The organism is Halolamina salifodinae (assembly GCF_017874235.1).
Lineage (GTDB): Archaea > Halobacteriota > Halobacteria > Halobacteriales > Haloferacaceae > Halolamina > Halolamina salifodinae.
Window position 1 is genome coordinate 1 of record NZ_JAGGLC010000006.1, and the last position, 19,408, is coordinate 19,408.

At 64.5% G+C, this 19,408-nt stretch carries 19 protein-coding genes, 1 tRNA gene and 1 pseudogene; 14 read left to right on the forward strand and 7 right to left on the reverse strand.

Annotated elements, in window-relative coordinates; translation table 11 throughout:
* Positions 1-382: 382 nt before the first annotated feature.
* From J2753_RS12590 to J2753_RS12605, 4 genes are all read left to right on the forward strand, one after another.
* Positions 383-943 (forward strand): TATA-box-binding protein, encoded by a 561-nt coding sequence (locus tag J2753_RS12590; RefSeq protein WP_209492418.1) that lies wholly within the window; start codon positions 383-385, stop codon positions 941-943.
* An 86-nt stretch (positions 944-1,029) separates the two neighbouring features.
* The gene (locus J2753_RS12595; RefSeq protein WP_321168823.1) at positions 1,030-1,638 is read left to right on the forward strand and encodes a hypothetical protein; all 609 of its coding nucleotides are present in this window, start codon (positions 1,030-1,032) and stop codon (positions 1,636-1,638) included.
* 80 nt (positions 1,639-1,718) lie between these two features.
* Positions 1,719-5,030 (forward strand): DEAD/DEAH box helicase family protein, encoded by a 3,312-nt coding sequence (locus J2753_RS12600; protein WP_209492419.1) that lies wholly within the window; start codon positions 1,719-1,721, stop codon positions 5,028-5,030.
* 62 nt (positions 5,031-5,092) lie between these two features.
* Complete coding sequence (locus tag J2753_RS12605) at positions 5,093-5,854, forward strand: hypothetical protein (protein WP_209492420.1); 762 nt, start codon at positions 5,093-5,095, stop codon at positions 5,852-5,854.
* A gap of 187 nt (positions 5,855-6,041) precedes the next feature.
* On the opposite strand, the gene J2753_RS12610 is transcribed toward J2753_RS12605, so the two are convergent.
* Positions 6,042-6,115 (reverse strand) — tRNA-Tyr (locus J2753_RS12610).
* A gap of 258 nt (positions 6,116-6,373) precedes the next feature.
* Here J2753_RS12610 and J2753_RS12615 point away from each other — a divergent pair.
* The 4 genes from J2753_RS12615 to J2753_RS14590 all read left to right on the forward strand — a co-directional run bounded on the left by J2753_RS12615 (position 6,374) and on the right by J2753_RS14590 (position 9,524).
* Positions 6,374-7,261: a DMT family transporter gene (locus J2753_RS12615; RefSeq protein WP_209492611.1), complete on the forward strand. Its 888-nt coding sequence runs from the start codon at positions 6,374-6,376 to the stop codon at positions 7,259-7,261.
* On the forward strand, positions 7,254-7,496 hold the full coding sequence (locus J2753_RS12620) for a hypothetical protein (protein ID WP_209492421.1): 243 nt from the start codon (positions 7,254-7,256) through the stop codon (positions 7,494-7,496). The genes J2753_RS12615 and J2753_RS12620 overlap by 8 nt, the downstream gene beginning before the upstream one ends.
* A gap of 288 nt (positions 7,497-7,784) precedes the next feature.
* Positions 7,785-8,846: a hypothetical protein gene (locus J2753_RS12625; protein ID WP_209492422.1), complete on the forward strand. Its 1,062-nt coding sequence runs from the start codon at positions 7,785-7,787 to the stop codon at positions 8,844-8,846.
* 555 nt (positions 8,847-9,401) lie between these two features.
* Positions 9,402-9,524 (forward strand): hypothetical protein, encoded by a 123-nt coding sequence (locus J2753_RS14590; RefSeq protein ID WP_281064229.1) that lies wholly within the window; start codon positions 9,402-9,404, stop codon positions 9,522-9,524.
* Here J2753_RS14590 and J2753_RS12630 read toward each other — a convergent pair.
* Positions 9,521-10,006, reverse strand: a complete 486-nt coding sequence (locus tag J2753_RS12630) for an SRPBCC family protein (protein WP_209492423.1) — start codon at positions 10,004-10,006, stop codon at positions 9,521-9,523. The two genes, J2753_RS14590 and J2753_RS12630, sit on opposite strands and share 4 nt — an antisense overlap.
* Positions 10,007-10,084: 78 nt before the next feature.
* Positions 10,085-10,369: a DUF5779 family protein gene (locus J2753_RS12635; protein ID WP_209492424.1), complete on the reverse strand. Its 285-nt coding sequence runs from the start codon at positions 10,367-10,369 to the stop codon at positions 10,085-10,087.
* 93 nt (positions 10,370-10,462) lie between these two features.
* Between J2753_RS12635 and J2753_RS12640 the strand changes: the two genes are divergently transcribed.
* Positions 10,463-10,675, forward strand: a complete 213-nt coding sequence (locus tag J2753_RS12640; RefSeq protein ID WP_209492425.1) for a hypothetical protein — start codon at positions 10,463-10,465, stop codon at positions 10,673-10,675.
* A 20-nt stretch (positions 10,676-10,695) separates the two neighbouring features.
* Here the strand turns inward: J2753_RS12640 and J2753_RS12645 are convergent, their stop codons facing one another.
* Positions 10,696-11,142, reverse strand: a complete 447-nt coding sequence (locus tag J2753_RS12645; RefSeq protein ID WP_209492426.1) for a DUF5799 family protein — start codon at positions 11,140-11,142, stop codon at positions 10,696-10,698.
* A 276-nt stretch (positions 11,143-11,418) separates the two neighbouring features.
* On the opposite strand from J2753_RS12645, the gene J2753_RS12650 reads away from it, so the two are divergent.
* The 4 genes from J2753_RS12650 to J2753_RS12665 all read left to right on the forward strand — a co-directional run bounded on the left by J2753_RS12650 (position 11,419) and on the right by J2753_RS12665 (position 15,182).
* Entirely contained in the window at positions 11,419-11,586 is a 168-nt protein-coding gene (locus J2753_RS12650) for a hypothetical protein (protein WP_209492427.1), read from the forward strand.
* Positions 11,587-11,699: 113 nt separating this feature from the next.
* Positions 11,700-12,425, forward strand: a complete 726-nt coding sequence (gene psmB / locus J2753_RS12655; protein ID WP_209492428.1) for an archaeal proteasome endopeptidase complex subunit beta — start codon at positions 11,700-11,702, stop codon at positions 12,423-12,425.
* A 123-nt stretch (positions 12,426-12,548) separates the two neighbouring features.
* The gene (ligA, locus tag J2753_RS12660) at positions 12,549-14,279 is read left to right on the forward strand and encodes an ATP-dependent DNA ligase LigA (protein WP_209492429.1); all 1,731 of its coding nucleotides are present in this window, start codon (positions 12,549-12,551) and stop codon (positions 14,277-14,279) included.
* A 66-nt stretch (positions 14,280-14,345) separates the two neighbouring features.
* Positions 14,346-15,182 carry an MBL fold metallo-hydrolase gene (locus J2753_RS12665; protein ID WP_209492430.1) on the forward strand — a complete coding sequence of 279 codons (837 nt, stop codon included), beginning with the start codon at positions 14,346-14,348 and terminating at the stop codon, positions 15,180-15,182.
* A gap of 39 nt (positions 15,183-15,221) precedes the next feature.
* Here J2753_RS12665 and J2753_RS12670 read toward each other — a convergent pair whose 3' ends face one another.
* The gene (locus tag J2753_RS12670) at positions 15,222-15,755 is read right to left on the reverse strand and encodes an Rrf2 family transcriptional regulator (protein ID WP_209492431.1); all 534 of its coding nucleotides are present in this window, start codon (positions 15,753-15,755) and stop codon (positions 15,222-15,224) included.
* A 177-nt stretch (positions 15,756-15,932) separates the two neighbouring features.
* On the opposite strand from J2753_RS12670, the gene J2753_RS12675 reads away from it, so the two are divergent.
* On the forward strand, positions 15,933-16,886 hold the full coding sequence (locus J2753_RS12675; protein WP_209492432.1) for an NAD-dependent epimerase/dehydratase family protein: 954 nt from the start codon (positions 15,933-15,935) through the stop codon (positions 16,884-16,886).
* Between the two features lie 624 nt (positions 16,887-17,510).
* Here the strand turns inward: J2753_RS12675 and J2753_RS12680 are convergent.
* The gene (locus J2753_RS12680; protein ID WP_209492433.1) at positions 17,511-18,644 is read right to left on the reverse strand and encodes a universal stress protein; all 1,134 of its coding nucleotides are present in this window, start codon (positions 18,642-18,644) and stop codon (positions 17,511-17,513) included.
* Between the two features lie 2 nt (positions 18,645-18,646).
* Positions 18,647-19,324 (reverse strand): annotated as a pseudogene (locus J2753_RS14695) (potassium channel family protein); the annotation flags it as partial.
* Between the last annotated feature and the right edge of the window lie 84 nt (positions 19,325-19,408).

The window sequence follows — 19,408 nt, forward strand, 5'->3', positions numbered from 1 at the left end:
TATCGGTTTCCGTTCGGTGACCGCCGGCCGCACCGGGGGACACCGAACTACCAAGGCTCGCATCAGATGCCGTCCTGTGGCGGACCACGGGGGCGGCGTCCTCATCTTTCTTCGGACCCGTACGTTTCGGCCAGGAGGGTATAAGCCCTTCGGACCGAGCACGGACCCACGCACCGTCCTGGTTCGTTCCAGGCCGCGGCGCGTTCTTCGCATTACATTCGATGGGTGGCGACTACTTAACCCTGATGTTTCGAACGGCCTCTGAGTCCCGTTGTCGTGCGGTTTCCGTTCCCACGACCCACTTTTGTGCCCATCGACGCCGGTCGGAGTAGTATATAAGGGAACTGTTTATAAGGGCTGGGTGAGCAACAAGGGACGAACGATGAGCTCGCCGGCAGAATCAATCGAGATTCAGAACGTGGTCGCATCGACGGGTATCGGGCAGGAGCTCGACCTGGAAGCCCTCGCGGAGGACCTTCCGGGTGCAGACTTCAACCCCGACAACTTCCCGGGCCTCGTCTACCGGACCCAGAGTCCGAAGGCGGCAGCCCTGATCTTCCGCTCCGGGAAGATCGTGTGCACGGGCGCAAAGAGCATCGACGACGTACACGAAGCGCTCGGGATCATCTTCGAGAAGCTCCGGGATCTCACCATTCCGGTCGAGGAGAACCCCGACATCACCGTCCAGAACATCGTCTCCAGCGCGGACCTGGGCCACAACCTCAACCTCAACGCCCTCGCAATCGGACTGGGGCTCGAGGACGTGGAGTACGAGCCCGAGCAGTTCCCGGGTCTGGTCTACCGCATGGACGACCCCGACGTGGTGATCCTCCTGTTCGGTTCCGGGAAGATCGTCATCACGGGCGGGAAGCGTACCGAGGACGCCCAGGAGGCAGTCGAGAAGATCGTCGAGCGCATCGAAGGCCTCGGCCTCCTGAGCTAGCGCGCAAACCACCCGCCCGAGCCCGATTTTCTCCGCGTGACACACCAGCACAAGAGGCATAACCCTCCAGCGCGAAGCCGCCGGTAGTGGCATCCCGTGACCACGGCCCGGACGGCCGGGGCGCCCCGGGCCCAGAGACGCAGCACCGACCAGTCGAGGGAGCCGTCCCCGAGGCGGCGCGACGCCGGCCCGAGGACCCGCCGATTCGCAACCCGGACCAGTACTCACTCACAGATCACGTCCGTAAGCGGCTGGTCCAAGGCGGGCGCTACGTCACTGTCGAGGGTGTCGACGACGCCATCCGCGAGGGCCAACTCCGCTGGAACACCAGCGACGGCTGGCGCTTTGCCCGCGTCGTCGACGGCGTCCGCCTCGTAGTCGCCGTCTGTGACACCGAGACCGCCTCCCCGGTCGTGGTCACGGCCTGGACCGAGGTCGCCGACATCGGCGCCGCCGAGGCCGCCGAGCGCTGGGACCGCACGGACATCGAGACCATCCGCCTGCGCAGCACGCTCTCGGAGCGCGCCGACGAGCACGTCCCCGAGCACATCCGCCCACGGGACGTCCCGCGCCCGTTCTACGTGCGCGGCCACCGCCTCGTCACGGACCCCGGCGTGGGGCATCTCCGGTGTGTCGACTGCAGCGGCCGGTTCCGCTCGAAAGGGGAACTGGACCGCCGGCGCTGTTCGCGATAGCCCGGTAGTGGTAGTTCTTCTCCCCGCGCACGCGGGCCCGGGTCGCAAGCCGTATTCCCCGCGACCGCCAACCGGGCGTCATGACGGAGCTCTCCCTATCCGAGTTCTACGACGCCGTCGAGGCGGAGGGCCGGCCGCTGCTCACGGCCGACGAGTTCGCGCGACGCCTCGAGGAGACCCAGGCCGACGCCGACGAGGCGCTCACCCGACTCGCCGACGAGGGACTACTCGAACGCGTCGACGTGGAGAACGACCCCGTGGTCTGGTTCCCGACGGAGTGGGGCGAACTCGCCTCGCGCGAGCGCGTGATCGTCTTCCCCGAGCGCCGCGAGATCGTCGTCGACCGGCCCACGCAGTACACCCAGGCCCGCCTCTCGCAGTTCGCCCATCTCGTCGACACCACCGGCACCGAACCCGGCACGCGGGGCTACCTCTACCGCATCCGCCCGGAGGATGTCTGGTCGGCGCCCTTCGACGGCGTCGCCGACCTCATCCTCACGATGCGAGGGCTGTTCCCCCGGCGCTACGAGGGACTGGAGGAGTGGGTCGAGAGCCAGTGGAAACGCGCCAACCGCTTTCGCCTCGACACCCACGAGGACGGCTACACCGTGCTGACGGCCGCAACCGACGACCTGCTGGGCAACGTCGCCATGGAGAAACTCGACGAGGACGCGATCCGGGCGCCCATCTCCGACACCGAGGCGTGGGTCAACGAGGACGCCATCGCGGGGATCAAGCGCACGCTCTACGAGGCAGGCTACCCCGTCGTCGACGACCGGGACCTCGAGCGCGGCGACCCCATCGACGCCGACCTCACGACCGACCTCCGGGAGTACCAGCAGTCCTGGGTCGATAGCTTCCTCGAGAAGCAGGCCGGCGTGCTCGTGGGCCCACCCGGGTCGGGCAAGACCGTCGCCGCACTGGGCGCACTCACCGAGATCGGTGGCGAGACGCTGATTCTTGTCCCTTCCCGCGAACTCGCCGGGCAATGGCGCGAGGAGATCCAGCGCCACACGACCGTCGACCCCGAAGACGTCGGCGAGTACCACGGCGGCACGAAACAGCTCCGACCCATCACCATCGCCACCTACCAGATCGCCGGGATGGACCGCCACCGAAAGCTGTTCGACGAGCGCGAGTGGGGGCTGATCACGATGGACGAGTGTCTGCCGGGCGACACGATAGTGGAGACGCCGGACGGACGAACGACGTTCGACAAACTCGACGACGAGTTCGGGTTCAAGGAAGGATGGAACACTGATCTCCGCCTCAGCGTGAGAACGTTCGACTCGAAAACCGGTGAGTACGAGTTCGACCGTGTAAACGGAGTATTCAAATCAACAGCAAAAGTCGAACATATTTCGGTCAGTACGGGCCACGAACTCCGTGCGACCCCCGGGCATACACACATGGTGTTTGACCCTGAGACGGGAGAAATTACCGAACAGACGGGCGTTACAGAGGGAGACTACCTTCTCCGTCCAACACCAGTTGCCTCCGAAATAGAGGAGGCCACAGTTGACGAACGGTGTATAGAGGCCGAGCTACTGGGGTGGTTCCTCGGTGACGGACACATAACCGAGCGAGGCGACGGGAAGTTCTCGTTCGGCACCAATACGGATCAGCAAGCCGGAATTATCGAATGGCTCGGGGAGCGCCTCGCATACGAATACACGACATACGAGAACGAGCGCGGGGACGTAACTGTTCGATTCCCCAAACTCGATAACGAACTCACGTACGGTGATGGCGGAGGACCAAAGACCGAAACAGTCAGCGTTCCGAGCCAAGTCTATCAATGGCCCGAAGAACGAATCAGTTCACTCCTGCGCGGGCTCTTCGATGCTGAGGGATCGGTGAGTGAGAAAGGCCGAATTCAGTTCAACACGGTTTCTTCAGATCTCGCTGACGATGTAGCGTTGCTCCTTCAGAAACTAGGTATCCCAACAAGACGGATGCTGGTGGGGCAAAGCCACGAGAACCACAACGATATCCATCGGCTAAATATCTCATCGGCCTTTGGCGAACGGTTTGGCGATGTGGTTGGGTTCCGTCTTCAGCACAAACAACGGCGACTCCGTAACGGCGCATCTCCATCCCTCGGGCTCCCGGCCGGTCCACTCCTACAGGACATCAAATCCGATACTCAGCTGACGAACGAACAGTTGGCGGAGATGATGGGATTGGCAAGACAGACAGTCGGAGATGTTCTTCGAGGACGATATCAGCTGGGGCAGGGGCGGCTGCAACAGTTGGCGTCCGGACTTCGTGAATTCGCGACGGCTCAGTACGACACTCACGAGCAGCAACGCGAAAACTATCGGGTGACCTACGAGCAACTCGGGGAAGCGATGGCGGTATCGACCGGTTCCGCATACCGAAAAACCACGCAGGCAACGGAGACGGCCATCGAAGGGATCGACAGAATCGTCAACCGTCGAAAATCGGCCGCGAACCGCCATGCAGATCTTCTAGAACGACTACGGCAGTTCACTGTCGTCGAAGTCACGAACGTGACCGAAACCGAGACAGAGACGGTGTATGACTTCGAAACGGAGTCACATACTTTTCTTGCCGATGGGTTCTTGACGCACAACTGCCACCACATTCCGGCACCGATGTTCCGTCGCGCCGCTTCTTTCCAGAGCAAACACCGCCTCGGCCTCACCGCCACGCCCGTCCGGGAGAGCGACGACGAGACGGACATCTACACCCTGATCGGCCCACCGCTGGGCACCGACTGGTCGGCGCTGTTCGACGCCGGCTTCGTCGCCGAACCGGAGGTGGAACTCCGCTATCTCCCGTGGGACGACGAGATGGCCGAGAACGAGTGGGCCAACGCCGACGGGCGCGAGCGCCACGTCCTCGCCGGGTCGAACCCCCGGAAGATCGAGGAGATCGAGAAACTGCTCGCGGACCACGACGGGAAGGCGCTGGTGTTCGTCGACTATCTGGACCAGGGCGAGGCGGTCGCCGACGCCGTCGACGCCCCCTTCGTCTCGGGTGAGACGCCCCACCACCGCCGCGAGCGCCTGTTCGAGTCGTTCCGCACGGGCGAACTGGACGTACTGATCGTCTCCCGCGTCGGCGACGAGGGGATCGACCTCCCGAACGCGGAACTCGCCGTCGTCGCCTCGGGCCTCGGTGGGTCACGCCGACAGGGCGCCCAGCGCGCGGGCCGCACGATGCGCCCGGTCGGGCGCGCGGAGGTGGTGGTGCTCGCCACCCACGGCACCAGCGAGGAGGAGTTCGCTCGCCGGCAGATGCGCCACCTCGCGGAGAAGGGCGTCCGGGTCCACGAGACGGTCGTCGGCGCCGACGAGGAAGAGGTAGGCAGCGACGAGGACCGGGACGGAGACGGCGAGGGAGACGAAGGCGGACCTGCGGAGTAGCCCCAGCAGTCAGCGTTCGTCGGACCGAGAGCGTTTAGGCACCGGCCGCCGGCGACTGGCACATGAGCGACGAGCGACAGGCGACGTTCGGAACCGACGGCACGCTGGAGACGGATCGCCCCCCGGAGGCCACCGGCGAGGACGACTTCGGCGAGGAGAAAGGCCCGGACGAGACCGACGGCGGCTTCAGCCGCTACGTCGTCTCCAGCCTGCTCCAGAAGGCGGTGCGTCGCTCCGACGAGGAGATCGCGGCGTGGGCGGCCTGGGAGCTTGCACGCTCGGGGTTCGGCTGGAACCTCTGGGAGCGACTGAACCTCTATGTCGTCGAGGACCTGCGGGCTGGCCAAGACGTGGCGACACAGGTGGCTCGCTACGAGGAACTGGCGACCGAGCGCTGGGAGCCTGACGAGTGGCGTGGCCGCCTCTGTGCCGTCCACGCGGCGCTCGCGTGTGCCCGCGCGCAGTCGTCACGTGAGGCCGCCAACGCCGACGAGTACTTCGGTACCGTCGCGGAGCGCCGGGCCGAGGCGTTCGAACGCGGCGAGGAGCCGAGCCACGACTTCCCCGTCGGCGACCTCGAAGCCGGCGGCCGCTTCGACGCCGTCTTCGACGGCCACACCGGCGAGGGATCCCGCCGCGGCCGTGGGTCGGAGTTCTTCAAGACCCACGGCGCCCGCGTCGGGCCCGAGGGCGAGGGTGACCTCAGCGCCCGGTGGCAGCGCCTCGCGATGGTGCTGTCGTCGACGGCGTTCGACGAGGACGACATCGGGCGCGCACTGGAACCCACGGACGCCGACGACCCGTGGGCCGAGCCGAACTCGTAGCTATCACGCTGGCGGAGTGGCTGCAGGCAGTGCGGGGTACGCGACACCGAATCGGCTGGAAAACGAGTCCGCCCTCCCCGATTTTGAACATCGGAAGACGTCGGCCTCGCTTCGCTCGGCCGCTGCGACTTCCGGGCTCAAATCGGCTCGGTAGACTGTTGACTGCTCACGTTGTTCGCAGCAAAAGTCCGCCCTCCCCGATTTGAACGGGGGGCAAGCCGATCTACAGTCGGCTGCTCTACCAGTCTGAGCTAAGGGCGGGCACTCATACGTAGGCGGGTGTTTGGACTTAAGGGTTGCCTCTTGGTTCCGTCCCAGTATCGCCCGCGGGCGTCGCTGCCGACGCCGTCACTCACGGCCGTCGTCGATACCCGCGGGGCTGTGGGCTCCACAGCCGAAACCGAAACGAGGCGTTCACTGCAGTCGATCAGCTCCCAAGCCGCCGGCTTCGTAACGGGTAAGCGGCCGGCGGCGAGAGCCTCGGGCGTGTTCGCCGCCCTCGAGGAGCGCGTGCCGCCGATGGCTGCACTGGCCGTCGCCGTCGTCGCCGTCAGTACCAGCGCCATCCTGATCCGCTGGTCCACCGCGCCCAGCGTTGTCAAGGCGTTCTATCGCGTGCTGTTCACCACCGCACTCCTGCTCCCGTGGGCAGTCGGTCGCTACCGCGGGGAGTTCCGGCGGATGGCGCTCCGGGACGTCGGCGTCGCCGGCCTCTCGGGCGTCGCCCTCGCGCTCCACTTCGTCTCGTGGTTCGAGAGCCTGAACCACACCTCCGTCGCCGCCAGCGTGACGCTGGTCCAGACCCAGCCGCTGTTCGTCGCCGTCGGCGCGTGGGCGCTGCTCTCCGAGCGACTCACCCGCCGGATGCTTGTGGGCATCTTCGTCGCGCTGGTCGGCGCCGCCGCGATGTCGCTGGGCGACCCGCTGCTGGCGATGTTGGGAATCGGCACCACCGACGCCCTCGCCGGCACGGGAATGTACGGCAACGCGCTCGCACTCGTCGGCGCCGTCACCGCCGCGGCATACGTGCTCGCCGGCCGCTCACTGCGCCAGCGTGTCTCGCTTGTCCCCTACGTGGTCGTGGTCTACCTCGCTTGCGCGGCCGTGCTGCTGGCCATCGCCGTCGGCCAGGGTGCGCCGCTCGTCGACTACCCGCGCCGGGAGTGGCTCCTCTTCCTCGGGATGGCGCTCGGCCCGGGCATCTTCGGCCACACCGTGATCAACTGGGCGCTGGCCCACGTCGAGTCCGGCGTCGTCTCGGTCAGCCTGCTGGGCGAACCGGTCGGGAGCACCGTCCTCGCGGTGGTGCTCCTGCCGGGCGAGATCCCGACGCCGACGACCGTTGCCGGCGGCGCCGTCGTACTGCTGGGCATCTATCTCACCGCCGCTGCTCGGAACCGTGCCTGACCCTGAGTCCCCCATCGACCCCTCGACCGCGCGGCGCTACGTCGCCGGCCAACTCGGCCTGTTTCTCCTCACCCTCGCCCACGCACTGCTGACGTGGCCGCTTTCCGAGACAGTCGCGCTGTTCGCCGGCGGCGTCGCCGTCGCGTTTGCTGTGGAGGCGCCGGCGATCCGCGGCGGCGGTGCTGGCGACGCTCGCGGATGCTGCAGATTACTTCCGAAATTTCGAAGGCGCTAGCTCTGTACTGCAAGAAAGCCGATCAAGAGGGCAATGACCACAACTAGAATACCGACAAACCTGATGAATTTCACGGAGTCCTCTGGTGGGTCTGACCCCTGAGGGGTTCCTTCGCGTAGCCGCGCTGCTTTCTTTGGGAACATGATGAATAGGCTACCGACTATGAGCGGAGGGAGCATTCTAGCAATCAGGGAACCTTCCATAGTACCACATATAGACACATAATAAATAATCTTACCACCGACTATCTTATCAAGTAATAAGTTAACAGGTATCGAAAGTCCTATATTGATTAATGATAATCTTACTAAGGATTTCAAAATGGACGGAATCAACCGTCGGAGTGCGATGAAATTGGCAGCCACGACTGGTATCAGCTCAAGCTTGCTAGCTACACTGGGTTCTGAAGAAGTCGCTGCAGCAACTTCACCAGAGGAAGTATATCCCGAATCAGAAACGGCTCATCTGACGGGGAGTACTTCGGATCCGGCAGTTAGTCAAGGAACTACAATCGGATGGCATCGCTCGTATATTCCAGACCCAGATAATGTCCCAACGGAGGATATAGATTATTGGCTGCACGAGTTCTCCATTACCTCGACATCTACGGGATGGCTTCGAAATTCATATGACGGAAGCATGGAACGAAATGCCGCCACTATTTCAGGCATTCACTGGGAGTTAGATATGAGCGGCACTTTCTCAACACAATCGGACCATGGAGATTTCACTCATTTCCCAATGAGTGATGAGAAATATGCGGGATATTATCCACATCCCGACAATTCTAATGAGAACTACTGGCAGGGTCTAGAGATTCTTTTCGACGCTGCGATTAGTGTGATCAGTGCCGGTGCCGGAGCAGCACTAATCGCAGATGATCTAATATCGTTAATGGTTGAAGATGCATCGCAAGGCCTGACAGAACTGTCTAAGGGGTGGACGTTCGACAATAATCCAGATGGTTACCATGAACAAATGCACTCTACCCACCGAATTCAGATGGAAGTTCCCTTCGACGTAGATGACTCTGATGAGGTGGAAATCACGGTTTGGACAGGAGGCCAAGTGGGTGTGGAGGTGTCCTACACCTTAGCCTTTACCGAAAACGGCGACGATCCGCCGGCTCAGACGAGTTCTGTGTCACCGTCTACACTAGACCCGGATAAGATGACTCCCGAACAGAAGGATAAATACGGGGTGAAAAAGGCTTCAGGCAGCTCAACGAACGCCGAACTGAGTGTAAATAAGGAAGGTACTGAATCGTCATCTGCAGAATCAGTGGCATGGGAGGCGACGAATCTACCTCTTCAAGTGAAATCTACTTCTAGGGTAATCAAGCCCGACTAGTCCTAGCGGTGCAGGGACAGTCCTTTTCCGAACTTTTGCGGTACAGCGGTCGCGACGGGCGCAGACGCCCATGACCTCTAACGCGAACGTACGCCCGTGGGCGAGCCGGAGAGCCGCGGCCCCCGACCGTGCGCGCTGCAGGGAGAAGGCCCCCCAAGCAAGTCACTCTGCGGGAGCTAAGAGAATGAGCCCTAAACGAGCGACTACCCCTCATTCCCTCCTCGGCATCAATATTGGGTATCCCCTTCTGTTGACCCCCCCGTCCCCACCGCCCGTGGTCGCTCGCTGTGCTCGCTCCCGCGGTCACGACTCCTCTGATGGACCTTCTCACCAGTCGCCACACGGGGACGTTGTTGTTGGAGGTGCAGACCACCTCGGAACCCCCCTCGGCTCGCTGCGCGCCTCGCTCCACCCAGTGCTTACGTCGCCGGGGTCCCCGTACGCTCTCGCCCTCTCCATGTGAACCAAGAGCGAGTTGCCGGGCAGACGAGAAGCAGTACCCGTCTCGAGAGATGAACCGCTCTCGGACGCGTACTCGAGCCACGCGCGGTCGCCGTGGGCGCGTGGGAGTACGCGGACGCGATCCCGGGCCCGCGCGTGCGCGATGTGCCGTGGTGGAACGCCGCGGGCTGGCTCGGCGTCGTGTTCGCGACGGCGCTGCTCCCCGCGGCGATCTAGTGTTCCAGGATCTGCTTGGTCCGCTGGTGGCGCGCGCGGAACATCGGCGCGAAGCCGACGACGCCCAGCGGGCCGAACAGGCGCCCGAGCGGCCCCAGCGGGAGTTCGTAGACGAGTCGATCCTCGATCACGGTGCCGCCACCCGCAGCCGCGCGGAACGTATGGGTGTGATCCCAGCGCGGGAACGGGCCGTCGTGCATCTCGTCGCGGAACCACGCGACGCCGTCGCCCTCCTCGCGCTCGGTGATCAGGGAGGTCCAGTGCTGGCGCGGGCCGACGCCGAACGGGCGCAGCGACATCTCGATCTGGCTGCCCTGCATCAGCAGTTCGGGGTCGGGATTGCCGTCTGGCCCCCGGACAGCCCCGACTTCGAGGTTCATGAAGCCGGGCGTGAGCGCCTCCAGTCCGCCGACACGGGAGTGGAACGCCCAGACGTCCGCGAGCGGCGCGTCGACGCGCGTCCGGCGGGTGTAGGTCGGCATGCCCGGACGTAGCGCCCGGCGGGAGAAAACGCTTCGCCGCGATGGGTCGGCTATCGGCCCGTACCGCGGCCGAGTCGGTTAGAGTCGGTCGCTATCGATGTCGACGCCCTCGGGCGTCACGACGAGGAAGCCGCGGAAATGCATCAGCGAGCCACCCTCGGCCCGGATCTCCCGGGCGAAGTCGGCCGCCAGCCTGTTCAGGTCGCCCTCGACGGCCAGCACGAGTACGTCCCCACCCCGAACGGCGTCGATCCACTCGGCGGGGTCGGTTTCGCCGTCCAGCACGGCGAGCACCACGTCGCCCTGCGTCTCGTCGTCGAGTTCCTCTTCGGCGCGGGCGAGGTCGAGGCCGAAATCGCTCATAGCCACGGCTCGTCGCCGCGTGGTAAAAAAGGAGTCGGGCTGTGGTCCGTTGCTGGCCGATGTACTGAAACGGGTGGCCTCACAAGGTGGGGCATGGCTTGTGACCACGAACTCGACAGCGAGTACCTCACGACCACCGACAGCGCGATCACCGACATCCGCGGCACTGGCGAGAAGCTCCGTATCGACGTGGTCATCCCGTGTCCCGACTGCGGCCAGACGCTCGAACTGACCCTCTCGGAGGAGCGCCGCGAGGAGGTCGACGTCGACTTCCCGCTCGACGATGCCGAGATGGCCAACAGCTAAGCCGGCTGTCTCGCCCCGTTCTACTCCTGATACGCGATCCGGACCTGCTCCCAGCGACCCTTCTCTTGGAGGTGTGCCTGTAGCGTCTCCGCGTAGCGCTCCAGCAGCGCCTCGGCGTCCTCGAGTCGGTCGGCACCGTCGTCACCGCCACCGATGCCGAGGCGCTTCTTGACCGACGAGAAGACGCCGTCGTCGTCGCCGCCGTCTCCCCCCGCTGCGGAGCCGGGTGCGCCCATCCCCTTGCTCATCTTCTCGACTTCGGGCATGATCCCGGCGACCTTCGTAGTCGCCGGGACGATCCGGGCGTTCTCGGGGTCGTCGGCGTCGGCGATATCGAACTCCGCGGCGGTCATGATCAGCCCCCACTCTTGGTTGGAGAACGGGGAGTCCCGAACTTCGCTCGAGAACTGCTGATCGACCGCCATCCGCTCGCCCACGATGGCGTCGGTCCAGTCTGAGTCGCTCATGGGCCGACCTACGCCGAGCGCGCGTTTCAGGGTTTCCCCAGCGGTCGCGCGCAGTCGTCAGTTTCGACCACGCGGCTGCGTGCCCGCTGATGAACTTACGCATAACTTACAACGATTCCCTCTCTCACCCCTGCGCGTTATCGGCCGCCTTTATGGGTTCTCCCAGTCTGCTTTCCCGGCAAACAACTACAGTGGAAACGCAAGACTGCGACGGGGTGGGTTACCACCCGACCCCGACAAGTACTTATACCCGAACCGGGTGGACAAGGTACGCAGATGAGCCGAACCATCCGCCGCGTCACGCTGCTCGCAATCTACCAACTCACGGTCCTGCTCGGGATCACGCTGCTCCCGTTCGCGATGGTGACCCGCCAGCTCGGCGTCCCGCTCCCGTTGGGCCGGGCCGTCGACGGCGCGAAGACGGCGTACGAGGCGGCGGAGTAGGCCGACCCCGTTCTCTGGAGACAGCCCGACTCAGCGGCGTCGCCGGGTTTCGACGCCGGAAGGATTTCCCCGAAGGGGTGGCTTTATCAGCGTTCCCCGACTAGCGAGTGATAATGCGAACACCTGCCCATCAGTCAGGTCTCGACCCGCTTGGCGGCGATCAGTCCGACGTGTTCGGTCCGGAGCTCGGCGAGTTCTCCGGCGCCGACGAGCGTCGTGCGCAGGCCTCCACCGAGGACGGGATGAAGACCGGCACCACCACCGTCGGCATCAACGCCGGCGACGCCGTCGTGCTGGCGACGGACATGCGCGCCAGCATGGGCAACATGGTCTCCAGCAAGGACGTCCAGAAGGTCGAACAGATCCACCCGACGGGCGCGCTGACCATCGCCGGCTCCGTCTCGGCCGCCCAGTCCCTCATCGAGACGCTGAAAGCCGAGTCGAACCTCTTCGAGGTCCGCCGCGGGAAGCAGATGTCGATGCAGGCGCTCTCCACGCTGACGGGGAACCTCCTGCGCTCGGGCGCGTTCTACATCGTCTCGCCCATTCTGGGCGGCGTCGACGACGAGGGTGCCCACGTCTACTCCATCGACGCGCTTGGTGGCACGACCGAGGAGAACTACGCCGTCTCCGGCTCCGGCTCCCAGTTCGCGCTCGGTGTGCTCGAACAGGAGTACGCCGAGGGCGTCGACGTCGAGGAGGCAAAGACCATCGCCACGAAGGCGATCCAGACCGCGACCGAGCGGGACACGGCCTCCGGCAACGGGATCAACGTCGCCGTCGTCACCGAGGACGGCGTCGACGTCACGAAAGAGAAGGACATCGACTCGCTCCTCTAAATCGGTCCGTTTCGGGCACCCGCCCGACGTTCCTCCGTTTTTCCGACTGAGTAGCCCCGCTGCCGCCTCCATATCGACGCTGAGTCGGCGGCCTTTTGCCGGGGTTCCCCCTACGCCGGGTAGATGCAGTTCGCCGCCTTCGCCGACCGCGCCGCCGAACTGGAAGCAGAGCCCGCCGACCTCGAAACCGTCTCGCTGGTCGCGGATCTACTCTGCGAGGCCGGCGCTGACGAACTCCCCGTCGTCGCGCGCTTCCTCCAGGGCCGGGTGTTCCCGGGCTGGGACGGCCGCACCCTCGACGTGGGCCCGCGGCTCTGTTACGAGGCGCTGGCGAAGGCCGCCGGAACGAACGTCACCGCCGACGACGTGGAGGCACGGCTGGCCGACGAGGGCGAAATCGGCGCCGTCGCCGCCGGCCTCGATCTGGGCGGCCAGCAGGGCCTCGGCGCGTTCGCCGCGGGCGGCGGTGAGAGCGACGGCCCAACGCTCACGGAGGTCGACGACGCCCTCCGGGAGGTCGCGGCCGCCGAAGGGTCCGGGAGCGAGGACGCCAAACTCGCGACGCTGTTCGGCCTGTTCTCCCGGGTCAGCGACGACGAGGCACGCTACCTCGCCCGTCTCGTGCTCGGGGAGATGCGCCTCGGCGTCGGCGAGGGCGCCGTCCGCGACGCCATCGGCGAGGCGTTCGAGGTCGAACCGGAACTGGTCGCCGACGCGCTGCAGGTGAGCAACGACTACGGCCGCGTCGCCGAAATCGCCCGCGAGTCGGGGGACGACGGCCTCCGGGAGGTGGGGCTCACCGTCGGCCGCCCCGTCCAGTCGATGCTCGCGCAGGCCGGCACCGTCACCGGCGCACTGGAGTCCTGGGAAGAGGTGGCGGCAGAGATCAAGTTCGACGGCGCGCGTGTGCAACTCCACCACCACCCCGACGGTATCGCACCGCCAGCCGCCGACCGCGAGCCGACGCCCGACGACCCAACGGTTCGGCTCTACTCCCGGAACACCTCAGAGGTCACCGAAGCCCTCCCCGAGATCCGGGAGTTCGCCGAGGAGCGACTCGACGCTCCGGCGATCCTCGACGGCGAAGTCGTCGCCGTCGCCGACGACGGAAGCCCCCTGCCGTTTCAGGAAGTGCTGCGGCGCTTCCGCCGGAAACACGAGGTGGATCGGATGCGCGAGGAGGTCGCACTCGACCTCCACACCTTCGACTGCCTGCTCGACGGCCGCGAGGGCAGCGACGGCGACGACCTGCTCGAGGAACCGTTCCGGGAGCGTCACGCCCGCCTCACCGAACTCCTCCCCGAGGCCGCCAGCGAGGTGCTGTACAGCGGCGATGCCGCCGAGGTCGAGGCGTTCGAACAGGCGGCCTTGGAGGCCGGGCACGAAGGGATCATGCTCAAGTGCCTCAAATCGACGTACACCCCCGGCGACCGCGGGCAGGACTGGCTCAAGCGCAAGCCCGACGTGGAGACGCTCGACTGCGTGGTCACCGGCGCCGAGTGGGGCGAGGGGCGCCGGGCCAACGAGTTCGGCACGTTCCTCCTCGCGGTCGGCAGCGACCACGGCTACGAGACCGTCGGGAAAGTGGCGACGGGCATCACCGATGAGCGACTCGCGGAGCTAACTGAGCTGCTCGAACCCCACGTGATCGACGAGGACGGCCAGACCGTCGAGTTCCGGCCCGAAGTGGTGTTCGAGGTGGGCTACGAGGAGATCCAGCAGTCCCCGACCTACGGCGCGGGCTACGCGCTGCGGTTCCCACGGTTCGTCGAAGTTCGGGACGACAAGGACCCGGAAGACGCCGACACTGTCGAGCGGTTCGAGCGACTCGCCGAGGGCGTCGACGACGCCTGAGTTCGGGAGACGCCACCTGACACCGGGAAGCGTACGCCTAAGTCGGGCCCGACCCGAGGCCCGCCCATGACCGTTCGACACGACGACCTGCAGGTGACGTGGTACGGCTACGCGACCACCCGCATCGAAACGGAGGGCGGCTTCGTCGCCTACCTCGATCCGGGGCGCTACGGCGTTCTTACGGGCGAATGGACCCCTGTCGGCGGCGGCAACCCCAAGGAAGTTGCGCACCCGCGAGCCACCAACTTCCGGCCCGAGGACGCCGATCTGGTCTGTGTGACTCACGACCATCACTACGACTCCGACGGGATCCAGCGCGTCGCAAACGAGGAGACGACGGTCGTCATCTACGAGGGCGTCGATCCATCGGGGATCGACCGCGACGTGGCGCCGATCAGCGACCTGCCGGGGGAGATCGTCCGAATCGGCGAGACGGACCACCTCGCCGTCGACGGCCCCGACGGTGGCGTTCCCGAATCGCGCCGCGATTCGGGAGCCAGCCAGAGCGCGAAGCGGTCTGGCGGCGCCGACGTCTGGTCGGTCCCGGCGTACAACGACCCCGACGGCCCGCGAGCCGACCGCGACGGGAACGTCCCCCACCCGAAGGGGTTGGGCGTCGGCTACCGGCTCGCGCTCGGCGGGAGTTCGGTGTTCTGGCCGGGCGACAGCGGCGCACTGGACGCGTTCGCGGAGCTCTCGGTCTCGCTGTTCCTCGCGAACATCGCCGGCAGCGTCGTCAGCACCGCCGAGGAGTCGGCAGCGCTAGCCGAGCGGATGGATCCCGATCTGGTGCTCCCGGTCCACTACAACACCATCGAGATTCTGCAGGCCGACTCGGCCGCCTTCGCCGCCGATGTGGCCAAGCGCGGCGTGCCAGTGGTGCTGGACGAGCAGGAGGGGTAGCGGAGAAACAGCAGATGATAGACGCTGTGGGCGACGACCTCAGTGGGCGGTCTCCCCGGCTGGCGCCTCCATCGACTCGATTTCGAGGATCAGCACGTTTGCCGTCGAGTCCTTACCGTCGACGGTGCCCTCGACGACCAGCGCCGACAGCGGCGTCGGGCCCGCGCGGACGGCGTCGCCCTCGTGGAACTGCTTGACCGAGCCACGGAGGTGGAGCTCAGCCCGACAGAGGTCGGGGTTGTGGACGCTCGTGAGGTGGACCTCCTCGACGTTCACGCCCGAGACCGGGTCGCCCTCGTGGGTCAGGGGCACCGACGCCGGTTCGTCCATCTGCTGGACGTCGAGCGCGTCGAACGCGTTGGTCGTCGGCTTGTAGCCACCCTTCGGGCCGGGGACACCCTCGACCAACTGGAGCGCCTTCAGGCTCTGCATCTGGTTCCGGATCGTCCCGGGGTTGCGCCCGACTTCGTCGGCGATATCCTCGCCTTTCACTGCGGACTCCTGCTCGCCGTGGAGGTTGACCAGCGCCCTGAGGATCGTACGCTGGCTCGCCGTGAGCTCGATCGAAGACATTTGTTGATGGTTACCCCGTGGTAGTACATAAGGCTACGGCTGATTCCCGAAGAGCTGCACGAATCCGTAAGAAGAACGACGAAAAACCACGATGCTCGTTCAATGATCGTGGTGTCCGGTCACACGTGTGAGGGGGTGAACGACAGGCCTTTGCCGTCGCCGGAAGCAGTCTCAGGTATGAACGGCAAGCGCGTGCTGGTCACCGGCGGAGCAGGGTTCATCGGATCGAACCTCGCGAACCGGCTCGCGGTCGACAACGAAGTCATCGCGCTGGACAACTGCTACCTCGGCACACCGGAGAACCTCGACGAGGACGTCATCTTCGCGGAAGCCGACGTGCTGGACGACGATCTCCCGACAGACGTCGACGCCGTGTTCCACCTCGCGGCGCTCTCCTCCCGGCAGATGTTGGAAGAGCACCCGCGACAGGGCGCCCGCGTCAACATTGAGGGGTTCATCAACGTCGTCGAACAGGCGATGGACGACGGCTGCGAGACGTTCGTCTACGCCTCCACCTCCTCGATCTACGGGAGTCAGGAGGAGCCCTGTACGGAGGAGATGGCGGTCGAGGCGTCGACGGGCTACGACGCGTCGATGCTCGGCCGCGAGAACTACGCGGAGTACTACTCGGACTTCCACGGCCTCGATCTCGCCGGGATGCGGTTTTTCTCCGTCTACCAGGGCTACGGCGGCAACGAGGAGCACAAAGGCGAGTACGCCAACACCATCTCACAGTTCGCGGACAAGATCGCCAACGGCGAGTCGCCGGTGCTCTGGGGCGACGGCACCCAGACGCGGGACTTCACCCACGTCGACGACATCGTCTCGGGGCTGATCCTCGCCGCCGAGAACGAACTCGACGGCGTCTACAACCTCGGAGTTGGCAACCCTTACACGTTCAACGAGATGGTCGGGATGATCAACGACGAACTCGGCACCGACGTGGGGCCGGAGTACGAGCCGGTGCCGCTGGACAACTACGTCTACCACACCCATGCCGACCCCTCGAAGTTCAAGGCGGCGACGGGCTGGGAGCCCGAAATCTCCTTTGAAGAGGGTGTGAGTATGGTGTGTGAGCCGTACAAGGAGACCGAGGACAGCGAAAGCGAGCGGGAGCGACTGACGGAGTAGCCGACTGACGGAGTAGCGGTTTCTGCGGGTACTGTTTCTCTGCCGTCGGCGCGAAGCGGACGCACCTCCGTGTGCGTCCCGAGCGCGAGGGTCCCGCGAGCGAAGCGAGTGGGACCACGAGGGAGCGAGCTCCCTCGGAGGACGAGTGAGCGAAGCGAACGAGTCGGCTGGGGAGGGTGTGGACTGTGCAGCGGGCGGGACTGAAAGGGGCTGTTCGCTCCGGGAACCCCGACGTCGACGAGAGCGAAGCTCTCGTCTGCCAACCAGAACGCGAAGCGTTCTGGTGACGACGCAAGCACCGCAGGGGAGCGAAGCGAGCCGAGGAGCACAGCGACTCCCGGGAGCCGAGCGAACAGGGGCTTTCAGGGTGTTGCTGGCCCTGTTGACTTCACCACCACACCGAACGCCCATGCCACCAGCGCACCCCACCCATAGCGCCGAGTTTATCACCGACCCACTCACTCTATGCGCGTCGAGAACTCCTTCACCTCGTCAAATGTAACGACTGCCTCGCCAACTCGACACTCCGAATAACGCGGCGAGTTTCTCACGAGCAGAAGTACGCGAATACGTCGAACAGCTGGCTTGGAGAATACGTGAAGAGCGGTCAGGGTTGTGTGAGGGTCAACCCTGCTCGTCGTCGTTCGTGTCCATTGCCTGCTTATACCGGTAATAGAGAGATCGTGACGTTCGGTCAGAATCACGGCACATCAAGATCGTGACGTCGTTTCGTCTCGCGAGGGTTTCCTGAACTGGCTTAAACACCAAATCTCGAAGCTGGAACTTCTGTTCGGGAGAACCAATCGCCGTGAAGTCATGACTGGTTGCTTCGTCGATGATGGCGTCTGTGGGATCAGGTGCTTCTCTGAGAACTGTGTTCGATTCGATGTCAGGACCGAGCACAAACTCCGCGAACTCCAGTAAATCGGTCGCGTCGCTGCGCTCCTGGTCAGACGAATCGAGAGGAATAACGTGTAGTGCAGTAACTGAAGCATCTGAAGCGTGGGCTACCGCACGAGCACCCTCAGAGGCCAGCGCCGCGTGCGGTCCCGCTCCTACTGGGAGGAGAATGGAGTCGATCGACTCCGCTTCCGACTCGGCAAGTGAAGCGACAGTATGCCCCTCATCATCGGGAACGTACAGCCTTCCAGCACCATCGCGTACGCCGATGTTTTCTACGAAAACGTCACAGTCGGCTTCTTCGACGACAGTATCGATCGTGCTCTCTCCAAGCAACCAACTTTCGTTGAACCCCGTTCCACGAAGGAAAAGGACGGCCGTTTTGCTACCGCCGTCGAGTGAATCGAGAATTCCCTGCGTGGTATCCGTGACTGCCCGTACTACGGCACGAAGAGTCAGATCGGTATGAAGACCTTCGGCGACCTTCAGCACCTGTCGTAACTGTCTCTGTCGTTCCTGAACGGTCTCCGGGGCCGCGTTTTCCTTTCCCTCAGACGTGCTTTTCGAGTCATCGTGTTCTCGAATTTGTTCGAGTCCCGTCCGGCTATCTACCTCTGCAATCCCTAACAGCAGGACTTTGCCGTCGTTATCTGCCGCTAAAGCGATCGCGGTCTGAAGGAATCGGTGAGCGTTGATCCCGGCATCGCTGTCGAACGGATCGCTGACGATGGGCACCACGATGGAGTAACTCGGCCGGTGGATTATCTCCCCGCCGTATCCGTTCGAGCCCGTGTCTGCGTTGGACGGCGGCTTCGGGGCGACGATCGGAACCGTGGCCCTCACATCGTCGTTCGACATCGTTACACCCCCGTGAATTCCCGGGTAACCCGGTCAGTTGCACCGTTTTTAGCGAAGATGGTGACGGTATCGCCCGCTCGGATCTCGGACTCCCCGCGCGGAATAAGTAGTTCGCCATCTCGAACGATTGCGACGATGACCGTCTCCTCGGGGAGCAGGCCTTCCGAATCAGCCTCGATTAGACTGAGCCCCGCGATCGGCGCATCCGCATCCACCGTCAGTTCGAATATTTCGGCACCGCCACTGATCTTCATGAAGTCCTGAATGGCGGGGCGCTGGACCGCTCGGTAGAGATACTGTCCGTTGAGTTCGTGTGGGCTTTCGACGATGTTCACGCCGAGGTCACCGAAGAGGTCCATGTGTTGTGGATCGTTGATCGAACTCACGAGTGTCTCGACACCGTACTGCTTGCCGAGCATCGAGATCATGAGGTTCACCGAGTCGTTCTCAGTCGTAGATATGACTGCATCAGCCTCCCGTACGCCGGCTTCGAGGAGGGTATCCTTCGATGCTGCGTCGGCGTTGATGACCATGCAGTCGTACGTTGCACTGACCTCCTCGGCGAGTTCCTGATCGCGTTCGATGACGACGACCTCGTGGTCGTCCTGGGTCGCCAGTTCGATGACTTTGCTTCCGGTGCGGCCTGCGCCGATGATGATGATGTACATTGGGTCGTGTTCGGGTGTTGTGGTCGATAGACGGTGCTATCGTATCTGACGCGGACGGGGCGGAGGCCCGGGAACGTCCAGCACGGGCGCGTTGGA